The sequence below is a fragment of the Pseudomonas sp. LRF_L74 genome, assembly GCF_965644255.1.
GTDB lineage: Bacteria > Pseudomonadota > Gammaproteobacteria > Pseudomonadales > Pseudomonadaceae > Aquipseudomonas.
In genome coordinates this window covers 245,219-265,836 of the sequence record NZ_CBFFRH010000007.1, presented here as the reverse complement: position 1 = coordinate 265,836, position 20,618 = coordinate 245,219, and the positions used below count along the sequence as shown (strand labels likewise).

The 20,618-nt window shown below is 59.9% G+C and carries 18 protein-coding genes; 7 read left to right on the top strand and 11 right to left on the bottom strand.

Features of this window, described 5'->3' with window-relative positions; translation table 11 throughout:
- Position 1: 1 nt before the first annotated feature.
- From ACSZPK_RS19215 to ACSZPK_RS19200, 4 genes are read right to left on the bottom strand one after another with little or no spacing between them, the layout of a single operon-like run.
- A complete protein-coding gene (locus tag ACSZPK_RS19215; RefSeq protein ID WP_437883229.1) occupies positions 2–1,345 on the bottom strand; it encodes a FliI/YscN family ATPase in 1,344 nt (447 codons plus the stop codon).
- 8 nt (positions 1,346–1,353) lie between these two features.
- A complete protein-coding gene (locus ACSZPK_RS19210) occupies positions 1,354–2,295 on the bottom strand; it encodes an FHA domain-containing protein (RefSeq protein WP_437883128.1) in 942 nt (313 codons plus the stop codon).
- Positions 2,285–4,399 (bottom strand): type III secretion system export apparatus subunit SctV, encoded by a 2,115-nt coding sequence (gene sctV / locus ACSZPK_RS19205; RefSeq protein ID WP_437883127.1) that lies wholly within the window; start codon positions 4,397–4,399, stop codon positions 2,285–2,287. The genes ACSZPK_RS19210 and sctV overlap by 11 nt, the downstream gene beginning before the upstream one ends.
- A complete protein-coding gene (locus tag ACSZPK_RS19200; protein ID WP_437883126.1) occupies positions 4,399–5,367 on the bottom strand; it encodes a TyeA family type III secretion system gatekeeper subunit in 969 nt (322 codons plus the stop codon). Before ACSZPK_RS19200 ends, sctV begins: the two co-directional genes overlap by 1 nt.
- A 394-nt stretch (positions 5,368–5,761) precedes the next feature.
- On the opposite strand from ACSZPK_RS19200, the gene ACSZPK_RS19195 reads away from it, so the two are divergent.
- A complete protein-coding gene (locus ACSZPK_RS19195; protein WP_437883125.1) occupies positions 5,762–6,295 on the top strand; it encodes an RNA polymerase sigma factor in 534 nt (177 codons plus the stop codon).
- Between the two features lie 99 nt (positions 6,296–6,394).
- Complete coding sequence (locus ACSZPK_RS19190) at positions 6,395–6,832, top strand: GNAT family N-acetyltransferase (RefSeq protein ID WP_437883124.1); 438 nt, start codon at positions 6,395–6,397, stop codon at positions 6,830–6,832.
- A 79-nt stretch (positions 6,833–6,911) separates the two neighbouring features.
- On the opposite strand, the gene ACSZPK_RS19185 is transcribed toward ACSZPK_RS19190, so the two are convergent.
- The 5 genes from ACSZPK_RS19185 to ACSZPK_RS19165 all read right to left on the bottom strand — a co-directional run bounded on the left by ACSZPK_RS19185 (position 6,912) and on the right by ACSZPK_RS19165 (position 12,843).
- A complete protein-coding gene (locus tag ACSZPK_RS19185) occupies positions 6,912–8,225 on the bottom strand; it encodes a hypothetical protein (protein ID WP_437883123.1) in 1,314 nt (437 codons plus the stop codon).
- 76 nt (positions 8,226–8,301) lie between these two features.
- Complete coding sequence (locus ACSZPK_RS19180) at positions 8,302–9,531, bottom strand: OprD family porin (protein WP_437883122.1); 1,230 nt, start codon at positions 9,529–9,531, stop codon at positions 8,302–8,304.
- A 386-nt stretch (positions 9,532–9,917) separates the two neighbouring features.
- Entirely contained in the window at positions 9,918–10,496 is a 579-nt protein-coding gene (locus ACSZPK_RS19175) for an NADPH-dependent FMN reductase (protein WP_437883121.1), read from the bottom strand.
- Positions 10,497–10,572: 76 nt separating this feature from the next.
- Positions 10,573–11,889 (bottom strand): MFS transporter, encoded by a 1,317-nt coding sequence (locus tag ACSZPK_RS19170; protein ID WP_437883120.1) that lies wholly within the window; start codon positions 11,887–11,889, stop codon positions 10,573–10,575.
- A gap of 108 nt (positions 11,890–11,997) precedes the next feature.
- Positions 11,998–12,843: a class II aldolase/adducin family protein gene (locus tag ACSZPK_RS19165; RefSeq protein ID WP_437883119.1), complete on the bottom strand. Its 846-nt coding sequence runs from the start codon at positions 12,841–12,843 to the stop codon at positions 11,998–12,000.
- A gap of 114 nt (positions 12,844–12,957) precedes the next feature.
- Here ACSZPK_RS19165 and ACSZPK_RS19160 point away from each other — a divergent pair, with 114 nt between their 5' ends.
- Positions 12,958–13,857 (top strand): LysR substrate-binding domain-containing protein, encoded by a 900-nt coding sequence (locus ACSZPK_RS19160; protein WP_437883118.1) that lies wholly within the window; start codon positions 12,958–12,960, stop codon positions 13,855–13,857.
- Between the two features lie 65 nt (positions 13,858–13,922).
- Here ACSZPK_RS19160 and ACSZPK_RS19155 read toward each other — a convergent pair whose 3' ends face one another.
- On the bottom strand, positions 13,923–14,606 hold the full coding sequence (locus tag ACSZPK_RS19155; protein WP_437883117.1) for a GntR family transcriptional regulator: 684 nt from the start codon (positions 14,604–14,606) through the stop codon (positions 13,923–13,925).
- Between the two features lie 146 nt (positions 14,607–14,752).
- Here ACSZPK_RS19155 and ilvC point away from each other — a divergent pair, with 146 nt between their 5' ends.
- The 4 genes from ilvC (at position 14,753) to ACSZPK_RS19135 (ending at position 19,618) form a co-directional block, all read left to right on the top strand.
- On the top strand, positions 14,753–15,769 hold the full coding sequence (gene ilvC, locus ACSZPK_RS19150; RefSeq protein ID WP_437883116.1) for a ketol-acid reductoisomerase: 1,017 nt from the start codon (positions 14,753–14,755) through the stop codon (positions 15,767–15,769).
- Between the two features lie 124 nt (positions 15,770–15,893).
- Positions 15,894–17,435: a Rieske 2Fe-2S domain-containing protein gene (locus ACSZPK_RS19145; protein ID WP_437883115.1), complete on the top strand. Its 1,542-nt coding sequence runs from the start codon at positions 15,894–15,896 to the stop codon at positions 17,433–17,435.
- A 66-nt stretch (positions 17,436–17,501) separates the two neighbouring features.
- On the top strand, positions 17,502–18,488 hold the full coding sequence (locus ACSZPK_RS19140; RefSeq protein ID WP_437883114.1) for a PDR/VanB family oxidoreductase: 987 nt from the start codon (positions 17,502–17,504) through the stop codon (positions 18,486–18,488).
- 170 nt (positions 18,489–18,658) lie between these two features.
- Positions 18,659–19,618, top strand: coding sequence for a LysR family transcriptional regulator (locus ACSZPK_RS19135; RefSeq protein ID WP_437883113.1), 960 nt, complete (start codon positions 18,659–18,661; stop codon positions 19,616–19,618).
- On the opposite strand, the gene ACSZPK_RS19130 is transcribed toward ACSZPK_RS19135, so the two are convergent.
- On the bottom strand, positions 19,589–20,518 hold the full coding sequence (locus ACSZPK_RS19130; protein WP_437883112.1) for an AEC family transporter: 930 nt from the start codon (positions 20,516–20,518) through the stop codon (positions 19,589–19,591). The two genes, ACSZPK_RS19135 and ACSZPK_RS19130, sit on opposite strands and share 30 nt — an antisense overlap.
- Between the last annotated feature and the right edge of the window lie 100 nt (positions 20,519–20,618).

Here is a 20,618-nt window from a genome sequence, read left to right as displayed (position 1 = left end):
CTCACTCCGGTAATGCCTCGGTCAGTTGGGTCAGGGCCGCCAGGGTGTCCTCCAGCGACGAGGGGCCGCGCAGATCCTGCTGGAGAAAGGCGTTGATGGGGCCGTTGAGCTGCACCGCGCAGTCCGTGACGGGGTCCGCGCCGGCCTGGTATTCGCCCAGGCGCAGGAGCATCTCGACCTGCCGGTAGGCGGCCATGAGGCGGCGCAGGCGGTTGTTGGCCCGCTGGTGCTCGCGCCCGGCGACGTTGCTCAACACCCGGCTGATACTGGCGGGCACGTCGATGGCGGGGTAGTGCCCGCGTTCGGCGAGCTTGCGTGACAGCACGATGTGCCCGTCGAGCAGCGAGCGCACTTCGTCGGCGACCGGATCGTTCATCGAGTCCTGTTCGATGAGCACGGTGTAGAGCGCGGTGATCGATGCGCTCTCACTCATGCCGGCGCGCTCCACCAGCTGTGGCAACAGGGTGTAGACCGAAGGCGGCAGGCCGCCACGGCCCAGCGGTTCGCCAGCGGCAATGCCGATCTCACGCTGGGCGCGGGCGAAACGGGTGAGTGAGTCGATCAACAGCAGTACCTTCAGTCCTTTGGCGCGATAGGCCTCGGCGATAGCCGTGGCGGTGAACGCGGCCCGGGCTCGTTCCATGCTGGAGCGGTCGGAGGTGGCACACACCAGCACCGAGCGCTTGCGCAGCGTCTCGTCCAGTTCGTGGTCGAGGAACTCGCGCAGTTCCCTGCCGCGTTCACCGATCAGCCCGAAAACGATCACGTCGCAGCCCATGTTGCGGGCCAGCTCGGCCATCAGCGTGGTCTTGCCGCAGCCGGCACCGGCGAACAGCCCCACACGCTGGCCTTCGCCGAGCAGCAAGGCGCTGTCGATGGCGCGGATGCCGGTTGGCAGCGGCGTGGTGATGCGCGGACGCTGGGTGGGCGGCAGTGCATCGCAGATCACCGGGAGCGTCTGGCGGGCATCGTGCGGGCCGGCGAATGCCCCCTGTGAGCCGAGCAGGGGACGGCCGAAGCCGTCGAGCACGCAGCCCAGCAACTGCTCGCTGACGCCGATGCGGTGGGCGATGCCCAATGGCCGGATGGGCGCGCCGACCTGAATGCCGTCGGGGGTTCCCAGTGCGCTCAGCAGCGTGCAGTCACGGGTGAAACCGACGATCTCGGCGAGGATTTCGCTGCCATCGGCCTTGGCCACTTCACACAAGTCACCTACCTTGGCAGCCGGCACCTGGCATTCGAGCAGGATGCCGCTGACCGCGGTAACCCGGCCGCTGGCCCTGACCGCCGAGAAGCGGGCCAGGCGCGCGGCCTGGCTTCGCTCCCAGGCATCGAGCGCCCGCAGCGAGGCATTCACCAGCTCACCTCGAATTGGCGTTTACCGTCGAACTGGATACGGCCATCGTCGATGCGCACCAGGCGCAGGCCATCCAGGCGATCCCCGACGTACAGCCGCCGCCCGTCGCTCATCACCAGATGCCCGTGGGGACCGCCGATGATCTGGGTGATCACGAAGGGCAGGCCGGCGCTGCCGTCGCTGACCTGATCGTGCACCGTGAAACTGGTTCGATAGTCACGCTCGAAGCGCTGCAGCATCCGCTCGTAGACGAGCATGGCGTCGTTTTGCAACGTACCGCTGAGCACCAGCCCGTTGGCATTGCGCCCGATAGTGACGGGGTTGAGCAAGCGTTCACTGAGCATCGTCTTGAGCTGACGCGTGGCTTCATCGAGGTTCAGCGATTTGCGCAGATCCTTGGCCTGAGCAGGCGCGTCCTCATGGCTGTTCGCGGTTGTCGTCGCCGCAACGGGAAGCGGGCGGCTCAGGCTCCAGGCGCTGCCGACGATGCCCAGCAGGACGCCGAGGGTGATACCCGTGCCTTTGCTCAGCAAGCGCCGGCGCAGCAGGGAAGAGGTATCCGCCGAAGCCCGTTCGGCGGTCGGGTCCTCGGCTTCGTGGGGGATGATCGCCGGCAGGCTGGGCCAGGGGCTGTCCGCCGCGCACAGACAGACCCAGACGTTGCCGAGGGCGAAGGTATGCCCGGCGTGCAGTTCGCTCAGGGCATGGCCTTCGATATCGACGATGCGGCCGGCCTCGGCCTTCAACTGCCACGCTTCGCCATCGCGGCGAAGTTCACAGTGCAGAGGCTCCACGCCCGTGTCGTGCAACGCCAGGTCGCGATCGTCGTCAGCCCCTATCGACCAGTGTTCGCCGATGAGCGGCAAGGCTGCGCCCTGGTGCAGGCCGCTCAGGACTCTCAGCTCGAACAGCTCGTTCTGTATGGCTTCAGGCGGCATATTCATCATCCAGATCCAGCGGCTCGTCGAGGTCCATGACTTCACCCAGGTCAAAACGGCCGATGACTTTGACCTGGGCCGTACTGCTGATCTCGGCGAAAGACAGTACGGGAGCGTGGTAGAACTCTTCTTGCAGCATGGTGCGCAGCGGGCTGCGCAGATCCTGAGGAACCAGCAGCACGGCGGGCTCGGGCGAGCGCAGCGGAAAGGCCATGTGCAGCTGTTCGAGCAGCAGTTGGCTGGTCTCGTTGCTCAGGGCGAAGAAAGTCTCGGTCTGGGTCTGGCGCAGGCCGTCGCGCAGGATGCCTTCGCTTTCGGGGGTCAGCAGCCAGACCGGCAAGCCTTCCGAGCCGGCGTACTGGTGGTAGATCTGCGAGCGCAAGGCGATGCGCACGTAGTTCACCAGCATGGCGATATCGCGCTCGTGCTGGCCATGTTCGACCAATGTTTCCGCGATCACCCGCACCGAGCGGACCGGCACGCGTTCGGCAGCCAACCCCTGCAGCACCGAAGAGAAGCGCGCAAGCGGCAGGACACGGAGCATTTCCTGGGCCAGCTCGGGTTGCTCGGATTCGAGCCAGCCAAAGATCGCCTTGGTTTCCTGCAGGCCGATGAACTGCGGCGCACAGGCATGCAGGGCACGTTCCATACGCTCGCTGATCAGGGTTACGGCGCTTACCGCTTCAAGCTCGCCACTGCTGAGCAGGGACGAATCACCGGGCAACCAGGCCCACTCGGCTTCCTGGCGCTCGCTGCTGCCTTCTATTCGCTCGTCGGTGCTACCGTCGGGAAGTGCCCGGGCGTCCACCGCCACCAGGTCCGTGGCCAGGGTAGCCTTGATCATCGGCACTTCGTAGACGGTGAAGCGAAACTCGTCCGGCGGAATGTGTTCGGCCTGTTCGATGATGAATGCCGGCAGGGTCAGGCCATACTGCACCACCAGCCGGTTGCGCCTCTGGCGAATCTCGCTGACCAGCGCCGCGATCTGCGCGGGGTCCTGGCTGGGATGGAACTGCAGGACGAACTGCCGGCTGGGGTTGAACGTTCGCAGGTCCTCATCGCCATTGAGTTCAGGGGCGATGAATTCGTCTTCTCCAGCCTCGGCGGCCGGACGTTCGCGGTACATCTGCAGCACCCCGCCCACTCCGCAGATCAGCGAAATGACGATGAACACCAGGGTCGGCATGCCCGGCAGCGCGGCAAAGCCGAGCATGGCCACCGCCGAGATGATCCAGACCTTGGGCTGGTTGGTGAGCTGCTCGGCGATCTCGCGGCCGATGTTGGACTGCGCGGTGGGTGTGCCGTCGGGGACGCGGGTGATCACGATCCCGGCGGTGACGGAGATCATCAGCGCCGGGATCTGCGCGATCAGCCCGTCGCCGATGGTGAGGATGGTGTAGATATGCACGGCATCGCCTGCGCTCATGCCCATCTGCATGACACCGATGGCCATGCCACCGATCATGTTGATGGCGATGATGATGAGGCTGGCGATGGCATCGCCTTTGACGAACTTCATCGCCCCATCCATGGAACCGAAAAGCTGGCTTTCCTTGGCCAGTTCCTCGCGGCGCGAACGGGCCTGGTGAACGCTGATGAGGTTGGCCCGCAGGTCACTGTCGATGGACATCTGCTTGCCGGGCATGGCATCCAGGGTGAAGCGCGCGCCGACCTCGGCCACGCGCTCCGAGCCCTTGGTGATGACCATGAAGTTGACCACGGTGATGATCAGGAAGATCACCGTGCCGACCGCCAGGTTGCCGCCCACCACGAACTGGCCGAAGGCATCGACGATATGGCCGGCGTCCTGCTCCAGCAGAATCAGCCGGGTGGTGGAGATCGACAGGGCGAGGCGAAACATCGTGGTGATCAGCAGGACCGCGGGGAACGTGGAAAACGCCAGCGGTCGCGGCAGGTTCATCGCCAGCATGATCAACAGGCAGGAGATACAGATGTTGATCGCGATGAGCACATCGATCAGCCCTGTGGGCATCGGCGTGATCATCATGAAGATGATGGCGATGACCACGAAGGCACCGACTATTTCCGAGCGGCGCATCGCCGCCAGTGCGATGGCGTTCAGCAGGTTGATGATGGCGCTCATCAGACAAGACTCTCCTTGAGGCGTTTCTGCTCTTCGTTGACCAGGGCCGTGGACAGCATGAGCACATTGCTCAGGGCTTTTTCCCGGGCTTTGCCGTCGCTCCAGATCATGTATTTCTGTTCCTGCAGCATGGCCAGCAGACGATTGATGAAGGCCAACTGGTGATCGAGCCGGTTGCCGCCGATCTTCTGGGTCAACAGCAGGGTGTCCTTGAGGTCCATGCCCTTGCCGATGAGTTGTTGCAGTTGGGTGAGAAACCCAGGGGTATCCAGTTGCATCGCCGGGTTCTTGCTGCGCATCTCACCCAGTAAGTGGTGGCTGCTGGTGTGCAGTTCCTTGACGAACAGCGCCGTGCCCTTGGCTTTCATCAACGTGCGCAGTTGTTGCGGCGTGGCGAAGTCGCTGGCCGTCGCCATGCGATGGTTGAGATCGACCAGGATGTCGCCGAGATCGGCGGCGAAGCCACCTTCCTCTTCCTCGTTGTCGCTGATCGCGCGAGTCAGCTCGAGTACGCTCAGGCGTCCCGAGAGCGCCACGCTGGACAAGCCGCGAACCCTGTCGCGGCGAATGGGGTCCTCGATCTTCGAAGAGAAGCGGCCCTTGCCAAGCAGGGGGCGTGCCTGGCGGCCAAAGCGCTGCTGCAACTGCTTCAGTGGCTGGCCGAACAATTGCTGTTCATCGCCTGAGCGTTCGCGCCTGGCTTGCTGGGTTGCGGCACGCAGCACGGCATAGGCACGCGCGGTATTGCCGTTGACACTGTCGAGCACCTGCTTGAGTACGTTGCCAAACGCCTGACGCTCCAGTTTCTTGTGCAGCTTGCGGCGCAGCGTGCGTACGGCTTCGTCCAGGTGTTTCTCGTGGCCAGCCGCGAGGGCGTGTGCCAGCTCGTACTGTTTCATCGCCTGCGACTGCAGCGCATTGAGAGTGCTCAGCACGTTGCGTTTGCTCAGCGCCACGCTGTTCTGCATCAGGTCCGAGTTGAATCGCGATACCTGTTGTGCCGAGGTCCCGCTGGGAGGCGTGGTCCCGCTGCGAAGTTGCGAATTGGCAAGGCCGTGGGCCGCCCCACTGCTGCTGGTGGCCGGAGGTGTGTGGGGCGATGGGGCCGTTATCGGGGCCGATATTCTCATGGGCGTGCCTGGGAAGGTCTCTGGCTGCCTGAGTGGTCGACGAGGTTTGCCGGTTCCATATTTCCGCTACGTGCAACATTCGGCTCGGGTCCCGATCGGCGAATGCAGGATGTTGCTCAAGGTGAAGCTTTTAAAATATTAAAATTACTTATTTATCATGTTGTTACATGTGTTTTTTCGCGTGGCATGGTTGTCGCTATAGCCCGTTCGTACTCACCAAGGAGAGCGAACCATGGCTGCAATCAGTCCTGTCACACCCCGTCATACCGCTGGTATTCGCCAGCTCACCAGCGATCAGCTGCGCAAGCTGCGCGCTTTCATTCACAAGCGCGTGATGAACGCAGACGATGCCGATGACATCCTGCAATGCACGTTCGTCGAGGCCTTGCGCAATGAGCACAAGTTCCAGCACGCCAGCAAACCCGAGACATGGTTGTGCGGCATCGCGCTGAACCTTATCCGCAACCATTTCCGGCGACTCTACAGCCAGCCATACCAGGAAGCCTGGGAAGACCAGTGGCACTATGAATACGATCACTATGGCGATATCGGCCAGCAGGTGGATGGTCACCGGCAACTGTGGCGTACCGTCGAGGCGATCGAGGAGCTGCCACTGAATATGCAGCAGGTGCTCAGGGTCAGCCTGGTGATGGATGGCAACTATCAGGCCACCGCCGACACCCTGGGCGTGCCGATTGGCACGGTGAGGTCGAGGTTATCCCGGGCGCGTGAGCAGTTGAGACGCGAAGTCGACCCGTTCATGTGATCGCCAAGGTGCGAAGGATCATTGTGCCGGAACGCCAGCGCTTTCCGCTGCCTGGACGTTCCGGCTTGCTTCAGGTCACCTCGAGGGGGACTGGTTGATATGCAGATCATGGTTACCAACGAGATCACCGATGCCGACAGGAAAGAACTCGCGCTGGGGCTCTGGAACTTCAACGCGCAGTTCATCGACAACAGATGGGGAGCAATCGGTGTCTATTGCCGGGATGAGGCGGGCGTGATGACGGGCGGCTTGATCGCCTATCAGGCCGGCTCGTGGCTATGCATCGATTCTCTGTGGGTCAACCATCAAGCGCGCGGCAGCCGGTTGGGAAGCGCCCTGGTCAGCAGGGCAGAGCAGGAAGGTGTCGAGCTGGGATGTCGTCATGCGCTGGTCGATACGCTGAGCTTTCAGGCATTGCCGTTTTACCTCAAGCAGGGCTATGTCCTGCATACGTCGTTGCAGGATTTTCCTGTGCAGGGTATGCAGCGGCATTACCTGACCAAGAAACACCTGGGTTCGATTGCCGTGTCGGCTTGACGGGTTGGCGAAGCGATACCCATCGGCTGGGTATCGCTTCGCTTTTCACGCGGGCCCACCCGCGTCTGCGCACAGGGCTTCAGCTCGTTGCCGCGCTCTGCCCTTGCATGTGGTCATGCATGGACTGTTCGTCGCTATTTCCTACAGTTCCCCCCGAGCTTTCCAGCAAGTTCTGTCCCTCCGCCAGATCCCCTTCCTCAAGGGCTCCGCGGCTACGCATCTTGTCGATGATCCTATTGGCGAAGTCAGCGGCCTGTGGAGTGACTGCTGCGGTAAGCGCCCAGGCGCCGAAGTAGGCTGCTTCCACTGGGAAAACCGCCATGTCCGCTATCACTGTCGCTTCTGGTTTTGACTGGCCGGCGTTCAGTGCCGATTCTTTTACCCTTGCGCGCACGAGTTCGCCGGCGATGATGCCTCCGCCCAGGGCGAGTAGATCTGACACCATGCCCTGGGGGGTGAACATGGACCTTACCGACTTACTGAAGTCTTGTACGACATCCAAGGGAATGTGCATGACACGGCTGCCCGTATTGAGCATGCGGGCAGGCACATTATGCTTATCCAGCTCATCGAAGCGACTTTCCCAATCGGTCCTGCCCAGCAGGAACTCGCTGCCTACGCGCTGGTGTTTTTCGTTCCAGAGCTGTTGCAGGTAATTCATCGCCGCCCCCGCTAGTGGCGAGCCTACGGAAGAGAATCCGGATTTGATATAGTCCGCGACTTTCGCGGCCTTGTCCGCGTTGGTGAAGTTGGTCGCGATTCGGTCCGAGCCCCACCTGAGCATTGACCCCAGGCTGTTCTTGACGGAAAACGTTTGCACTGTCGCACTGCTTTCCAACCCCCTTCTCAAGGCGCTGGGCTCACTATTTTGGGCATGCCGTTTCATGCTCTCTTCAAGGTCTTTATCCTGGGCGGCCATCCACAGTATGTCTTTGGTGGATCTGTCGAGAACGCCTGCGCCGATGGAGTTGCAGGCGACAAAGACCGCGGCCGTAATGAAGTTCTGGGCAAGCGCGCTGACCTGATGCCCACCCGGCGTGAGAATTTCTGGCTTGCCTGTCAGCAACGCCCCGGCCGCGCCAAACGGCAGGGACTTCACTAAGCCGGCAAGGATACTGGCTGTTCTATCGAGGCCCTTGCCTTTATCCAGCGTACGTTTGACGTCTTCCCAGTTCTTGCCTTTTGCCGCGAGTGCGGTTGAGCGGGTCTCGACCATTCTGTCGAGAGCGTCATCTCTCAGGCCACAGCTCATGAACATGCTGCGCAGGTGGGTGGCGATCTGTACCTGGTTGCGTGCGGCGGTACTGTCGATGGAGGCTGTACGCTGGGTACGCACCAGCGATTGATGATCTGGCGATACCGCTCGATGTTGGGGAATCGGTTGTAGGTCCACGAAACTATCCTCTGCTAATGAAGTAGTACCTCGTGTGTGTGGCGGGCGGGAAAAATGGGTTCCGGCGCCCGTACCTCTAGATCAACGGCAGGGTATAGCTGAGGATCAGGCGGTTCTGGTCGATGTCGCTGGCGCCTGCACTGCGGTAGGTCGCGTTGCGCCAGATGATTGAAAGGTTCTTCAACATGCCATTTTGAAAGGCGTAACCGATCTCGCTGTTGCGCTCCCATTCCTTGGCGCTGCGCCCTCCACGTTCGAAGCCGTCGCCGCTGACGTAGCGGGTCATGAAATTCAGGCCAGGAATGCCAAGCGCGGCGAAGTCATAGCTGTAGCGGGCCTGCCAGGACTGCTCGTCAGGATTGGCGAAGTCCGGCGCGAGCATCACGTAGTTGACCAGAAAGGCGTCGGTGCCATTGATATAGGGGAAGCCAGTATCGCCCCTCATTTTCTGATAGGCGACGCTCACTGCATGGCCACTGAGGCTGTAGGTGAACATGGCGCCGAGGGCCGTGTTGTCGACATTGCTGGCGCCATCGTCGGTGGAGCGGGCGTAGCGCAGGTCGCTCTTCAGCCGGCCCGTGGCAACGGGCAGCGTGTGCACCAGGTTGACGATATGTTGCTTGTAGTTGCCGTCGAGATGACCGTAGTTGTAGGTGGTGGTCAGGCTGTCGTTCCATGTGTAGCGGGCGCCGGCGAAGTCGAACGCATCGGTGAACCGCCCGCCGGTGATCGCTGACCCCGTCACGCTCATGTCGTCGCTGCTGCTGTCGTTGCGCTGGCTATTTTGAGTCAAACGGCCACCGTCCAGGGTCAGTCCATCGAACTCTTTCGATTCCACGTAGGCTCCACGAAAGGTCTGCGGCAACAGACGCGATTCGTTGGATAGCACGGTGGGCATTTTCGGCATCAGGGTGCCGACCCGCAGGGTGCTTTTCGACAGCCGCGCCTTGGCGGTCAATCCCAGTTCGCTGTAGTCATCCTGCGGATTGCCGTCGTTATCCGCCGAAAGCAGGCCGGTGCCGATCCGCTCTGGGCTGGAGTCGAGTTTGATGCCAAGCATGCCGATGGCGTCCACGCCGAAGCCGACCGTACCTTCGGTAAACCCCGATTCGTAGCGCAGCAGGAAGCCTTGGGCCCACTCGTCGCGCTTGGACTGGCTGGCGCCGCTTTGCCGGTAGTCGCTGTTGAAGTAGTAGTTGGTGATGGCGAGACTGGCCTTGCCGTCTTCGAGGAAGCCTGCCTGAGCGATCAGCGGCAGCCCCATGAGCGCCAGGAAAAGCGGTGAGTGGGTATAGGACATTGTCATGCTGTATCTCCTCTTGGAACCTGTTCACGATCTGCTGCGCGTCGACCAGACAAGGTTGAAAGCGACCTGGAATGCCAGCCCAGTCGGAATGCTCATCTACCGCTCGTGAAGTTGCCCGCGACTCCGACCGTTGCTCGGCCACTTTCGCCTCTGTTTGGCTCTAGCTCGCGAGATCGTGAACAGGTTCTTGTTGTTTTGTGTTGTGGCGCTGGCGTGGCGCATGGAACTTATGTACCGAATCGGTTGCCATTCATTGGAATGCCCGAATTCCGGCAATGGCGAACCCGCTCGCCAGTACGGCGAAGTATCGGTCGGTGTTTCTATATGTAAGCGCTACGGACCGCGTCGTTATTCAAGTTTCGCCTGGTAGACGCGGCCTGGTCAGATCAAGCCCAGATGAGCGTTGCGCCATTCGAGACGTCGTTATAAGTGCTTCTCAGTATTGTCAGTGCCTGGGAGAGAACCTGGCGCGTCGCTGCGTCGATAAGACGACCTTCATCGATTTTCGAATCGATTTCGGTAATGACGATGGGGGGATATGCCACAAGCTCGGCCCCCATTGCCCAGAGGGTCTGGCTGAGCTGCTGCTGCGCACGGCTGCCACCCGTCAAAGAGGAAGACGCTGTAAGGGGCAGGGTGAGCTTCCCTTCCATCGGCGATTGCGCATGACGGCATGATAGCCAGTCCAAGGCATTCTTCAGTACGCCAGAAATACCCTGGTTATATTCAGGCGACGCGATTAACAGGCCGTCCGCGTGTTGGACCGACTGGCGAAGTTCAATGACGGATTGGGGGACGGCGCCATTATCGTCGTCTTCGTTATAAGGTGGAATAGCCTGCAGGCTGTGTAGATCAAGCCGGGTATCTGCGGGCAGAAGCTCGGACCTCATGGTTTGAATGAGCGCTGCGTTATTTGAGTGCTTGCGTAAGCTTCCACACAGGGCAATCAAGGTCATGGTTTTCATTGTTATTGTCCTCGTCATCATCTGCAGGCCATTAGACCTTAATTCACAATGCCCTCGGTTTCGAGGGCTTGGCGAGTCACTTGCACGTCAGTAGATGCTTGGGAACCAGAAAGACCAGGATGCTGCCGACGACCAACACCCCGGACAGCATGATGATTCCCGATGACGTACTTTGCGTGGCGGCATTGATCGAGCCCATGGCGAATGGGCTGATAAAACCTGATGCGCTGCCAATCGAATTGGCGAGGGCGATGCCGGTTGCCGCTGCCGCCCCGGTGAGAATGGCGGGCGGTAGCGTCCAGTATTGCGAGATCGTGGTCATCACGCCCATGGTGGCCAGGCACAGCGCTGGCAGGCTGATCATCAGATTCGACTGATAGGCCGTGCTGATCAGGAAGCCCGTCGCCGCGAGCACCCCTGGTACGGCCAGGTGCCAGCGACGTTCGCGAAAGCGATCGGAGCTTTTTCCTACCAGAATCATGGCGGCCGTGGCCATCGCATAAGGAATCGTGGTCAACAGGCCGAGGTGCAGTGAATCCTGGACGCCGGAAGCCTGAATCAAGGTGGGCAGCCAGAAGCTGACGCCATAGAGTCCCATGGTGAAGAACAGGTAGATGAAGCTGAGCAGCCAGATCTTCGGGTTGGCCAGGCCATCCATCAGTTTGTGCAGATGCTTGCCGGCGGACTCCTGGTCGATGTTATGACGAAGCACCCGTTGCTCCTCACCCGTGAGCCAGCCCGCGTCCTCGATTCTGTCGGTGAGATAGAAGAGGGCAAACGCCCCGACGAGGATGGTCGGGATGCCTTCGATCAGGAACAGCCACTGCCAGCCTGCGAGGTCCTGCACACCACTCAGCGAATGCAGGATCCAGCCTGAGAGTGGCGCGCCGATAACGCCTGACATCGGGATGGCCGCCATGAACAGCGAGGTGACTTTCGCGCGTTTGGAGGAAGGGAACCACTGGGAGAGATACAGCAGGATAGCGGGAAAGAATCCGGCCTCGGCGACACCCAGCAGGAAGCGCATGACATAGAACTGCATCGGCGTGCTGACGAACATCATCGCAGCAGAAATGATGCCCCAGGTAATCATGATCCTGGCGATCCAGCGTCGCGCGCCCACCCGGTACATGATGATATTGCTAGGAATTTCAAAGGCAAAGTAGCCAATGAAGAACATCCCCGCGCCCAATCCATAAACCGCATCGCTCCAGGCGAGTTCCTGGGCCATCTGGATTTTGGCGAAACTGACGTTGATTCTATTTAAATAGGAGCAGACGTAACAAAGAAACATGAATGGGACGAGACGCATAATAACTTTTCGATAGATGGCATCTTCGAAGTTTATAGTCTCGTCAGCGATAGGCCGTGCACGGTCGGCAATGGTGTTCATGACGCCTCCAAGCATTGTTGAATTTATAGGCTCGCGTCTCACCCCTGTGCAGTCTTGTTGCACTGCAAGGGGTGGTGTTGGTTTTATAATTTCATCACTACGGAGTGCTTAGCCGAACATGTCGGGTTGTGTTTCTGCCAAGTGCCCCCACAGTGTCTGGAAGTGCAGCCAGCCAATATAGTCACTGCCCACGTTCTCGCGGCTGAAGCGGGCACGTTCATCGGTTACGAGTTTCGGTTTGATACCCGTAGCGGCGACCAGCAGAGCCTGCTGGCAGCAGCGTTCTAGTGCGATGAACCAGAACGCCGCACTGTCGATGCTGTGCGTGCTGGCAGTGAGAAGGCCATGGTTCTGGTGCAGGATCGCCTTGTGCTTGCCGAAGAGCGAAGCGATGGATTTGCCCGAATCGGTTTTCACCGCCACGGCTCCGGCTTCCGCGGTAATCACCAACTGGTCCTCGAAGAAGGCCGCCGCATCCTGGGTGATGGGTTCCAGCGGCAGGCCTGTTGCGGCCCATGCTCCGCCGTAGACCGTGTGCGCGTGGCACATCGCGAGGATGTGCGGGTGCGCTTCGTGGACGTTGGCGTGCAGGACGAAGCCAGCCCGGTTGATGGCATAGTCCCCTTCAATCACCTTGCCGCCGTGATCAGCCAGGATCAGGTTGGAGATCTTCACCTGGGAAAAATGCACGCACATCGGGTTGGTCCAGTAGAGCTCCGGGAATTCCGGATCGCGGACCGTCAGGTGACCGGCAAAGCCGTAGTCGAGTCCGTGTACTGCGAATGCCCGGCAGGCTGCTACGAGGCGCTCTTTCAGGTGACGACGGTGGTCAGCGAAGTTGTTGAATTCAGGGATTTCTGGATATATCAGACCTTCTTGTTCAGGTTGATAAATGGAAATTCTGTTTTTGGCTTGGGCCAAGTTACTGTCGGGTTGTTTAATACTGATATTCATCTGCGACTTCTCGGTTGGCTTGCGAAGGCCTGTACCTTTGCAAACCTTGCCGGGAGCGACAAATGATGCTATTTCACATTGTTGTGAAAAGAATTCACAGGTACGATTAAAATAATGAGTACAAAACCGAGCCTGATCGCATTACGTGCATTTGAAGCGGCAGCCCGTCACGGCAATTTCAGTGTTGCGGCTGCTGAATTGCATCAAACGCCGTCGGCTGTAAGCCATCAAATTAAAAGCCTGGAGAGTTTCTTCGGGTTTTCTTTGTTTATTCGGCACAGTCGACATCTCGAACTAAACGACCAAGGTCGTCGATTATTCGATGTAATAAAACCCGCTTTCGATTCCATTGATCAAATTTGCACGGCGCTCAGGCCTTTTAGCGAAACGGAAAAACTGGCCGTGCATTGTGCGCCGAGCTTTGCGAGCAAATGGTTGGGGCCGCGACTGCCAGATTTTTTCAGCAAGTACCCTCAGTACACCCTCAACCTGTCATCCAGCGCGACGCCGGTGGATCTGCAAAAGCACCCTGAGCTCGACATGGCCATTGCTTATTCCGCTGCGATCAACAGTCCGGGTATCTGTGTTCAGGGTTTGGGGTTGGAGGCGTGCTGTACCCTCGGCTCGCCTGGCTTGTTGGGCGCAGCCGGAGAGATTGCCTTGCAGAGGCTGAATTGCATCCCCCTGATCGAATCCCAGTTGAACCCGCTCTCCTGGCGCGACTACTTCATCCAGCATGGAAAGCCACTGCCGGAAATCATCCATCGACCGTCGTTCGACCGGGGCGCCTTGGCCATAGCCGCCGCTGTCGATGGTCTCGGGCTGGCCCTGGAAAGCGAGCGATTCGCACAACAGGAGCTGGCTGATGGGCGCCTGGTCAAATATGACATCGAGGGATGCCGGCCTGTGATGCGTGAAATCCATTTTCTCTGCTACCGCCACACACAGCGAAACTCCCCCAAGATCGTGGCGTTCCACGATTGGCTGGTCAACGCGTGCAGGGTCGATAGCTAGGGAGGTTTCGGCGCGGCCGTCAGAAAGGCGCCCGTGGCCGGCGACCGGCCACGGGAAGGGGGCGGTTAGCGTACCTTGGCATTGCCCTGCATCAGGTAGTCATTCAGCCGGGCTGTCAGGTTCTTGCGCGCGATGGTCGTGTGAATATCGGTCAGCTCCCCGGCACGCACGCAATCGCCTTCGGCGATGGCGTTGGCGATGGCCTCATGCTCATCCCAGATCGATTGACGTTGCTCCGACGACTGCAGAACAGCGCCCATGGCCCGACGTAGATGCACCCAGTAGACCTGTGCGCTTTGCGCGATCAGCGGGTTGCCGGAGGCTTCATAGATGGCGCTGTGAAAGGCAACGTCAGCCTCGATCATCGCTTTGACATCCTTGCCTTTGGCGAGGCGCCGGCCGTTCTCGATGATCTTCGGATCGATCTTGAATGTGTGCTCGGCCGCCATCTTCGCCGCCAGGCTGTCCAGTGCGCCACGGATCAGATACAGGTTGTTGATCGACTCCACCGTGAGCGGCGTGACCAGCACGCCACGGCCCGGGGCATCCTGGACCAAGCCATCCTTTTTCAGCAGGCGCAGCGCTTGCAGCACGGGCGAGCGCGAGATCTGCATCTGCTCGGCGATTTCTTCCTGCGTAAGACGCGTACCCGGTGCGAGGGTGCCGTCGCTGATGGCATCCAGCAAGGTCTGGTAGACCTCTTCGACGTAGTCGGGGCGGGCCTGGATCTTTCGCAACTTAGTCGTCATGGCGGCGTTTGGCAGTATCGGCTTGTTAGTGATGGCCATTGTCCACGTTCTCCACGCTGATTCCAATTCATCTCTTGACTTCCGGAGACAGTACGTTAGATTCGGAACTCTGTATACAGAGTTCTAAAACCATAAGAAGGTGAACGATGAAAGTTTTCTACGACAAAGACGCCGATGTTTCGCTGCTGCACAACCGTCGTATCGCGGTGGTCGGCTACGGCTCCCAGGGTCATGCACAGGCCTTGAACCTGCGCGACAGCGGTGCCAACGTGGTCATGGGGCTGCGTAAGGGCAAGGCATCCTGGACCAAAGCCGAAGCCGCCGGGCTTTCCGTGATGCCTGTTGCGGATGCGGTGCGAGAGGCCGATCTGGTGGTGATGCTGATCCCTGACGAGAGCATCGCCGAGGTCTATGCGAAGGAGGTCGAGCCGGCTCTGCGCAACGGTGCGGCATTGGTCTTCGCTCATGGATTCAACATTCATTACGGCCAGGTCGAACCGCGGGCCGACCTGGATGTGTTCATGGTTGCGCCCAAGGCACCTGGCCACACCGTTCGCTCCACTTTCGTCGAGGGGGCGGGGGTGCCGGCGCTGATCGCGGTTTCCCAGGATGTGTCGGGCCAGGCCAAGGCGCTCGCGCTCGCCTATGCGACGGCTATTGGCTGCGGTAGGTCCGGCATCATCGAAACCGACTTTCGTGAAGAGACGGAAACCGACCTGTTCGGCGAGCAGGTCGTCCTGTGCGGTGGCGCGGTCGAGCTCATCAAGGGGGGATTCGAGGTTCTGGTCGAGGCCGGGTATTCGCCCGAACTGGCGTATTTCGAGTGTCTGCACGAGTTGAAGCTGATCGTCGATCTGCTCTACGAGGGCGGTGTGTCCACCATGAACTACAGCATTTCCAACAATGCCGAATTCGGTGAATACCTGACCGGGCCGAAGATCGTTACCGAGGACACCAAGAACGCCATGCGCGATGCCCTGGCTTTCATTCAGGACGGCTCCTATGCCAAGGCATTCATCCTGGAGGCCAAGTCCGGAAACCCGGTACTGACTTCGAAACGCAACCAGCTCAAACGCCATCAACTGGAAGTGGTGGGGGCGAAACTCAGGGCGATGATGCCGTGGATCAAGGCGTCCGCACTGGTCGACAAAACCCAGAACTGACCGAATAGCCAGAAAGCGAGGAGAGCAACAAGCCTGATAAACCCGCGTCATTGCGCTCAAACAATCTGTATACAGAGTTCCGTGATCAGAGCTCAAGATACCTACAAGAAACGAGGACAATGCCATGACTGAGAAACTCGAAAAACACGAAGCGAAAGGTGCCGGTGGTGGTGCCGCGATCCCGAAAAAGCTGATCGCTTACGGTGGCTACCACACCAACAAGACCCCGGATCATGATCCCGAACTGACCGAGACCGGACCGGGCACGCCGGCAGGCGAATACTTGCGTCGCTTCTGGCATCCGGTCTGCATGTCGCTGGAACTGACCGATACGCCGCGCTTCCTGAAAATCATGGGCGAGGAACTGGTCGCGTTCCGTGATGGCAGCGGCCAGGTCGGCGTGATGCACGCACATTGCTGCCACCGTGGCGCATCGCTGGAGTACGGCGCGATTCAGGAAAAAGGCATCAAGTGCTGTTACCACGGCATGATCTTCGACGTGGATGGCGCCTGTCTTCATGTGCCATTTCCGGCCGGTGAGGAAAAGGAAGCAGAGAAATACGCCAGCTCCATTCGCCAGGGCGCCTACAAGGCCTTCGAGCGTCACGGCCTGGTCTTCGCCTACATGGGGCCGCCGGAAGAAGAGCCACCGTTCCCGGAATGGGAAGGCAACTTCACGGTGATGGAAGGCGACGAGCTGGTGCCCTACAGCAACTTCCAGCACTGTAACTGGCTGCAGGTGCAGGACAACGCCGCCGACAACTTCCACCCGACCGCCCTGCATGCGGCGAAGAACGTGGTGGACGAGCATTTTCAAGGCACGACCTTCGATGAGGTCGGTGCGGCGTCCATGGAAGTCGCGCCGGACATGCAGTTCATTCCTGTCCACCAGGGCCGCAGCCTCGCCTGTGCGGGCGCTCGTCGCGTCGATAACGACAAGATGTTCCTGCGTATCCAGCATCAGGTTCTGCCTAACCTCAGCCTGCACGCCTACACCTCGGAGGACGGTTCGAAGAAGAAACTGTTCAGCCGCTTCCACATCGTTCGCTGGACCGTGCCGGTCGATGACGAGAACAGCAAGATGATCGGCTGGCGCGTCATGGGCCCGGGCATCGACACCCGTGGTGTCGGTAACAAGGAGATGGTCGGCTACGAGACCATCGACTTCCTCGAAGGCCAGGTGGCGATGCGCCGGCCAGAACGCTTCGGCAAGTACAGGCTGGAGGACATTCCGCCGATTCCATCCAACCACCGCGAGCGCGAGAACTACAAGGACGCCCAGTACGCGCCAGGCGACTACGAGGCGATCATTTCGCAGCGTCCGATCGCCGTGCACAAGCTGGAGAACCCGACGAAGTTCGATGCGGGCCTGTACGCCTTCCGCAAGATGTTGCGTGACGGTATCCGCGGCACTAACGCGCCCGCTTCCGCCCATGGTTTTGCTGAGTGGCTGCGCAGCATGGCAGGCGAACCCAACAGCTATTGCACGGGTAACGTCTTCGAGCTGGCCAAGTCGGAAAACGTCGAGGAAGAGGTGGCCAACCGCCGGCGTCTGGCCAAGGAAGCCGTGGCGATTCTCAGCGAGGCGGATCAGTTGAAAGGGCGTGACAGGGAGGTGTTCGTCAAGGAGCGCTTCGAGCAACTAGAGCAGAGCTTCAGAAAATAAAAATACAAAGCGCAGGGTCCGGAAGCCGAGGCTTCTGGCTCTGCCAAGCTGATGCCGAGGTGAGCTATGAACGCTATTTTCGAAGGGACTTCCGTCACGCATCTTGAACTGTTGGTGAAGCAGATCAGGATGGAGGCGAACGGAATCAACTCCTATGAATTCGTCGCGCCGGATGGCGCTGTGCTGCCGCCATTCACCGCTGGAGCGCACATCGATATCCAGGCGGCCCCTGGCGTCGTCAGGCAGTACTCCCTGTGCAACTCGCCGAGCGATCGGCATCGTTACGTGATCGCCGTTCTCAAGGACCCGAATGGACGCGGTGGTTCCGTAGCGGTGCATGAACGCATCAAGGTCGGCGACACGGTTCGTGTCAGCGTTCCACGCAATAATTTCGAGTTGGTTGCGGGGCAGAGGAAGGTCTATCTGCTCGCTGGCGGTATCGGTGTCACGCCAATGAAGTCGATGGCCCATGAGCTGGAGGCGCAAGGCATTCCCTACGAGTTGTACTACTGCTCGAAGGGCGCCGATTACGCTGCCTTCCAGGATGAGCTGGAGGACATGGCGAAGTTCGGCAAGATCAGGTTTCACTTCGATGGCGGCGATCCCAAGAATAGCCTGGACATTACCGCAGTCCTCGAAAGTCCTGGGGACGAATGCCATCTCTATTACTGCGGGCCAGGTGGCTTCATGGAGGCCTGCCGGGTCGCTTCGCAGCACTGGCCGGAGGGCTCTGTCCATTTCGAGCATTTCAAGGCGCCGACCAAGGCGCCAGCGCACGATGCCGCTGCCGAGGACGGCTTCATCGCCGAGATCGCCAGTACTGGCGAGAAGCTTCATGTCGCTCCTGATCAGAACCTGGCGGATGTGCTCCAGCAAGCGGGATATCCCTTGGAGACCTCTTGTCTGTCAGGGCTGTGCGGCACCTGCAAGATCGGCTATCTCGCGGGCGAAGTGGACCATCAGGACTTCATTCTGGACGACTCGGAAAGAGGCTCATGCCTGACGGCCTGTGTCTCCAGAGCGAAGAGTCCAACGCTGCTTCTCGACCTGTAACCATCAACCATCCGAGCCCTGATCCGGGAAGGTGCGGCCGTTCGATTGCACAATCCCAGGGGGTTGCGAAGTTGTCGCGTGAGCATGGTTGCCGCTGCTCGGAACTGGGCTGGCTGTATCCATCGGCGCCCAGTGCCGCAACGGGCAACGGCTCATGCCTGGAGTCACGTGTGGACATCATCAAGCTTGGAGCCTTGCGGGAATTGGCAAGGCGCAAATCCATCGGGGCAGTCGCTGAAGCCCTGCATCGTTCGCAGTCCGCCATTTCCCAGCAGATCGGCAACCTCCAGCGAGAGCTCGGTGTCGACCTGATCGAGCGCTGCGGTCGCGGCGTTCGCCTGACCTTTGCGGGTCGCAAGCTGGTGGCGCGGGCAGACCGGATCTTTTCCGAGTTGGAGGCCGCGCGGATGGAGCTCGTGGCATTGAAGCATTCGGTGGTGGGCCATGTGCGTATTGGCGCGTTTCCATCTGCCGTGGCGACGCTAATACCGGGCACGATTTCAACGCTCCTGAAGGCGCATTCAGGTATCGAGTTGAACGTCAACGAGATGGAGGCTCAAGAGGCGTTGTCTGCCTTGAGCGATTTTGCGATTGACGTGGCGCTCATCGACAACCAGGTCAGCGTCGACAAGAGCCTCATTGAAACCGTTGCGCTGATGGACGATTTCTTCTACATCGGCATGCCCCGCCATCATCCGCTCGCCTCCAGGGGGCATCTTGCCCTGGCGGACCTCGATGGTTTGAACGTTGCCATCGCCGCGATGCCTCCGGCCTATTTCCTGATGCTTGCGAATGGCTTCGCTGGAGTGGACGTTTCTCCCTGTATCACGGCGCGATACGCCAGCTTCGCAATGATGCGGGTGCTCATCGAGGCAGGTGACGTAGCAATTAGCCTGGGACAGCCGATGTGTATCGATCAACGCGGCAGCATCGTTCGCAGGTTGGATTTTGCACCGCGCCGGGAAGTGTCCCTGGCCTATCGCAAGTACCAGCGAGAAAACCCGGCGCTGCGGGTTTTCATCGAACAGTTCTGCGCCGATGTGGCGGCTTTCGACACGCACAGGAAAGGCCACGATCCTCTCGACGAGCGGAAACCGTACCTAGTGGCCAATAAAGTAGAGGCACGCTGAGAGCGTCAGAAGAGAGCCCAGTGTGGAAAGCAGGATGGTGCTGGATACTTGCGCGCCATCCCTGCGATAGAACTCAGCCAACATGAACGGACCCGTGCCGGTTGGCAGGGCGCTGAGCAATACGGCGGCCTTGGTCCACAGCGCGGGTAGGTGAAATACGAAGGTGGCCAGTACCCAGGTTATTGCCGGATGGGCGAATAGCTTGAGCAGTACCAGGCCGATGCCCCGATCCGCCGTGCCCGTATGTTTGTGGGCCAGGAAAAGGCCGAGCGAGATCAAGGCGCAAGGGCCGGTCGCTGCAGCGAGCAACTTTAGAAACTGGTGAATGGGCGCTGGAAGTGGCTGAGCCGTCGCCGCCCACAACCCACCAAGAACTGGCGCAATCACCACCGGGTTCTTCAACAGGGCCATGCAGACCTTCTTCACCGCGCGGTACAGACTCGGTTCGTTTTGCAGACCGATCTCGATACAGACCACTGCCAGCGCGAACAACACGCAGATGATGATCAGTGATGCGATCAGCGCCGGCTCCATTCCGGCATCGCCAAATACCAGCAGGCACAGGGGGATTCCCATGTAGCCGGTGTTGGCGTAGGAGGCGCTGAGTCCTTTGATGCTCGCATCGGCGAGGCTGCGCTGGCGACATGCATGCCAAGCGAGCGTCATGCCAAATATCGCCAGCGTTGCCGCGCCGTAGGAGAAGATGAATCCAGGTTGCCAGATATCGGCCCAGGCCACTGTGGCCATGGCTTCGAAGAGAAGGGCGGGTAGACAGAGCCAGACCACCATGCGGTTGATCTCCGATGCGGCATGAGCCCCCATCAGGCCGAAGCGGCGGCAGAGGTAACCCGCAAGGATGAGGGCGAAGATCGGAAGGATGACGCTGAGCACGGAGGCCATGGGCCTGATTACCTTTGTGTTCTGGATACAGAGTTCAAAATTCTAAGGAGGCTAACGATATTGCGCAAGCCATCCTGCCGCTTGCTTTGGTAAAGCATGG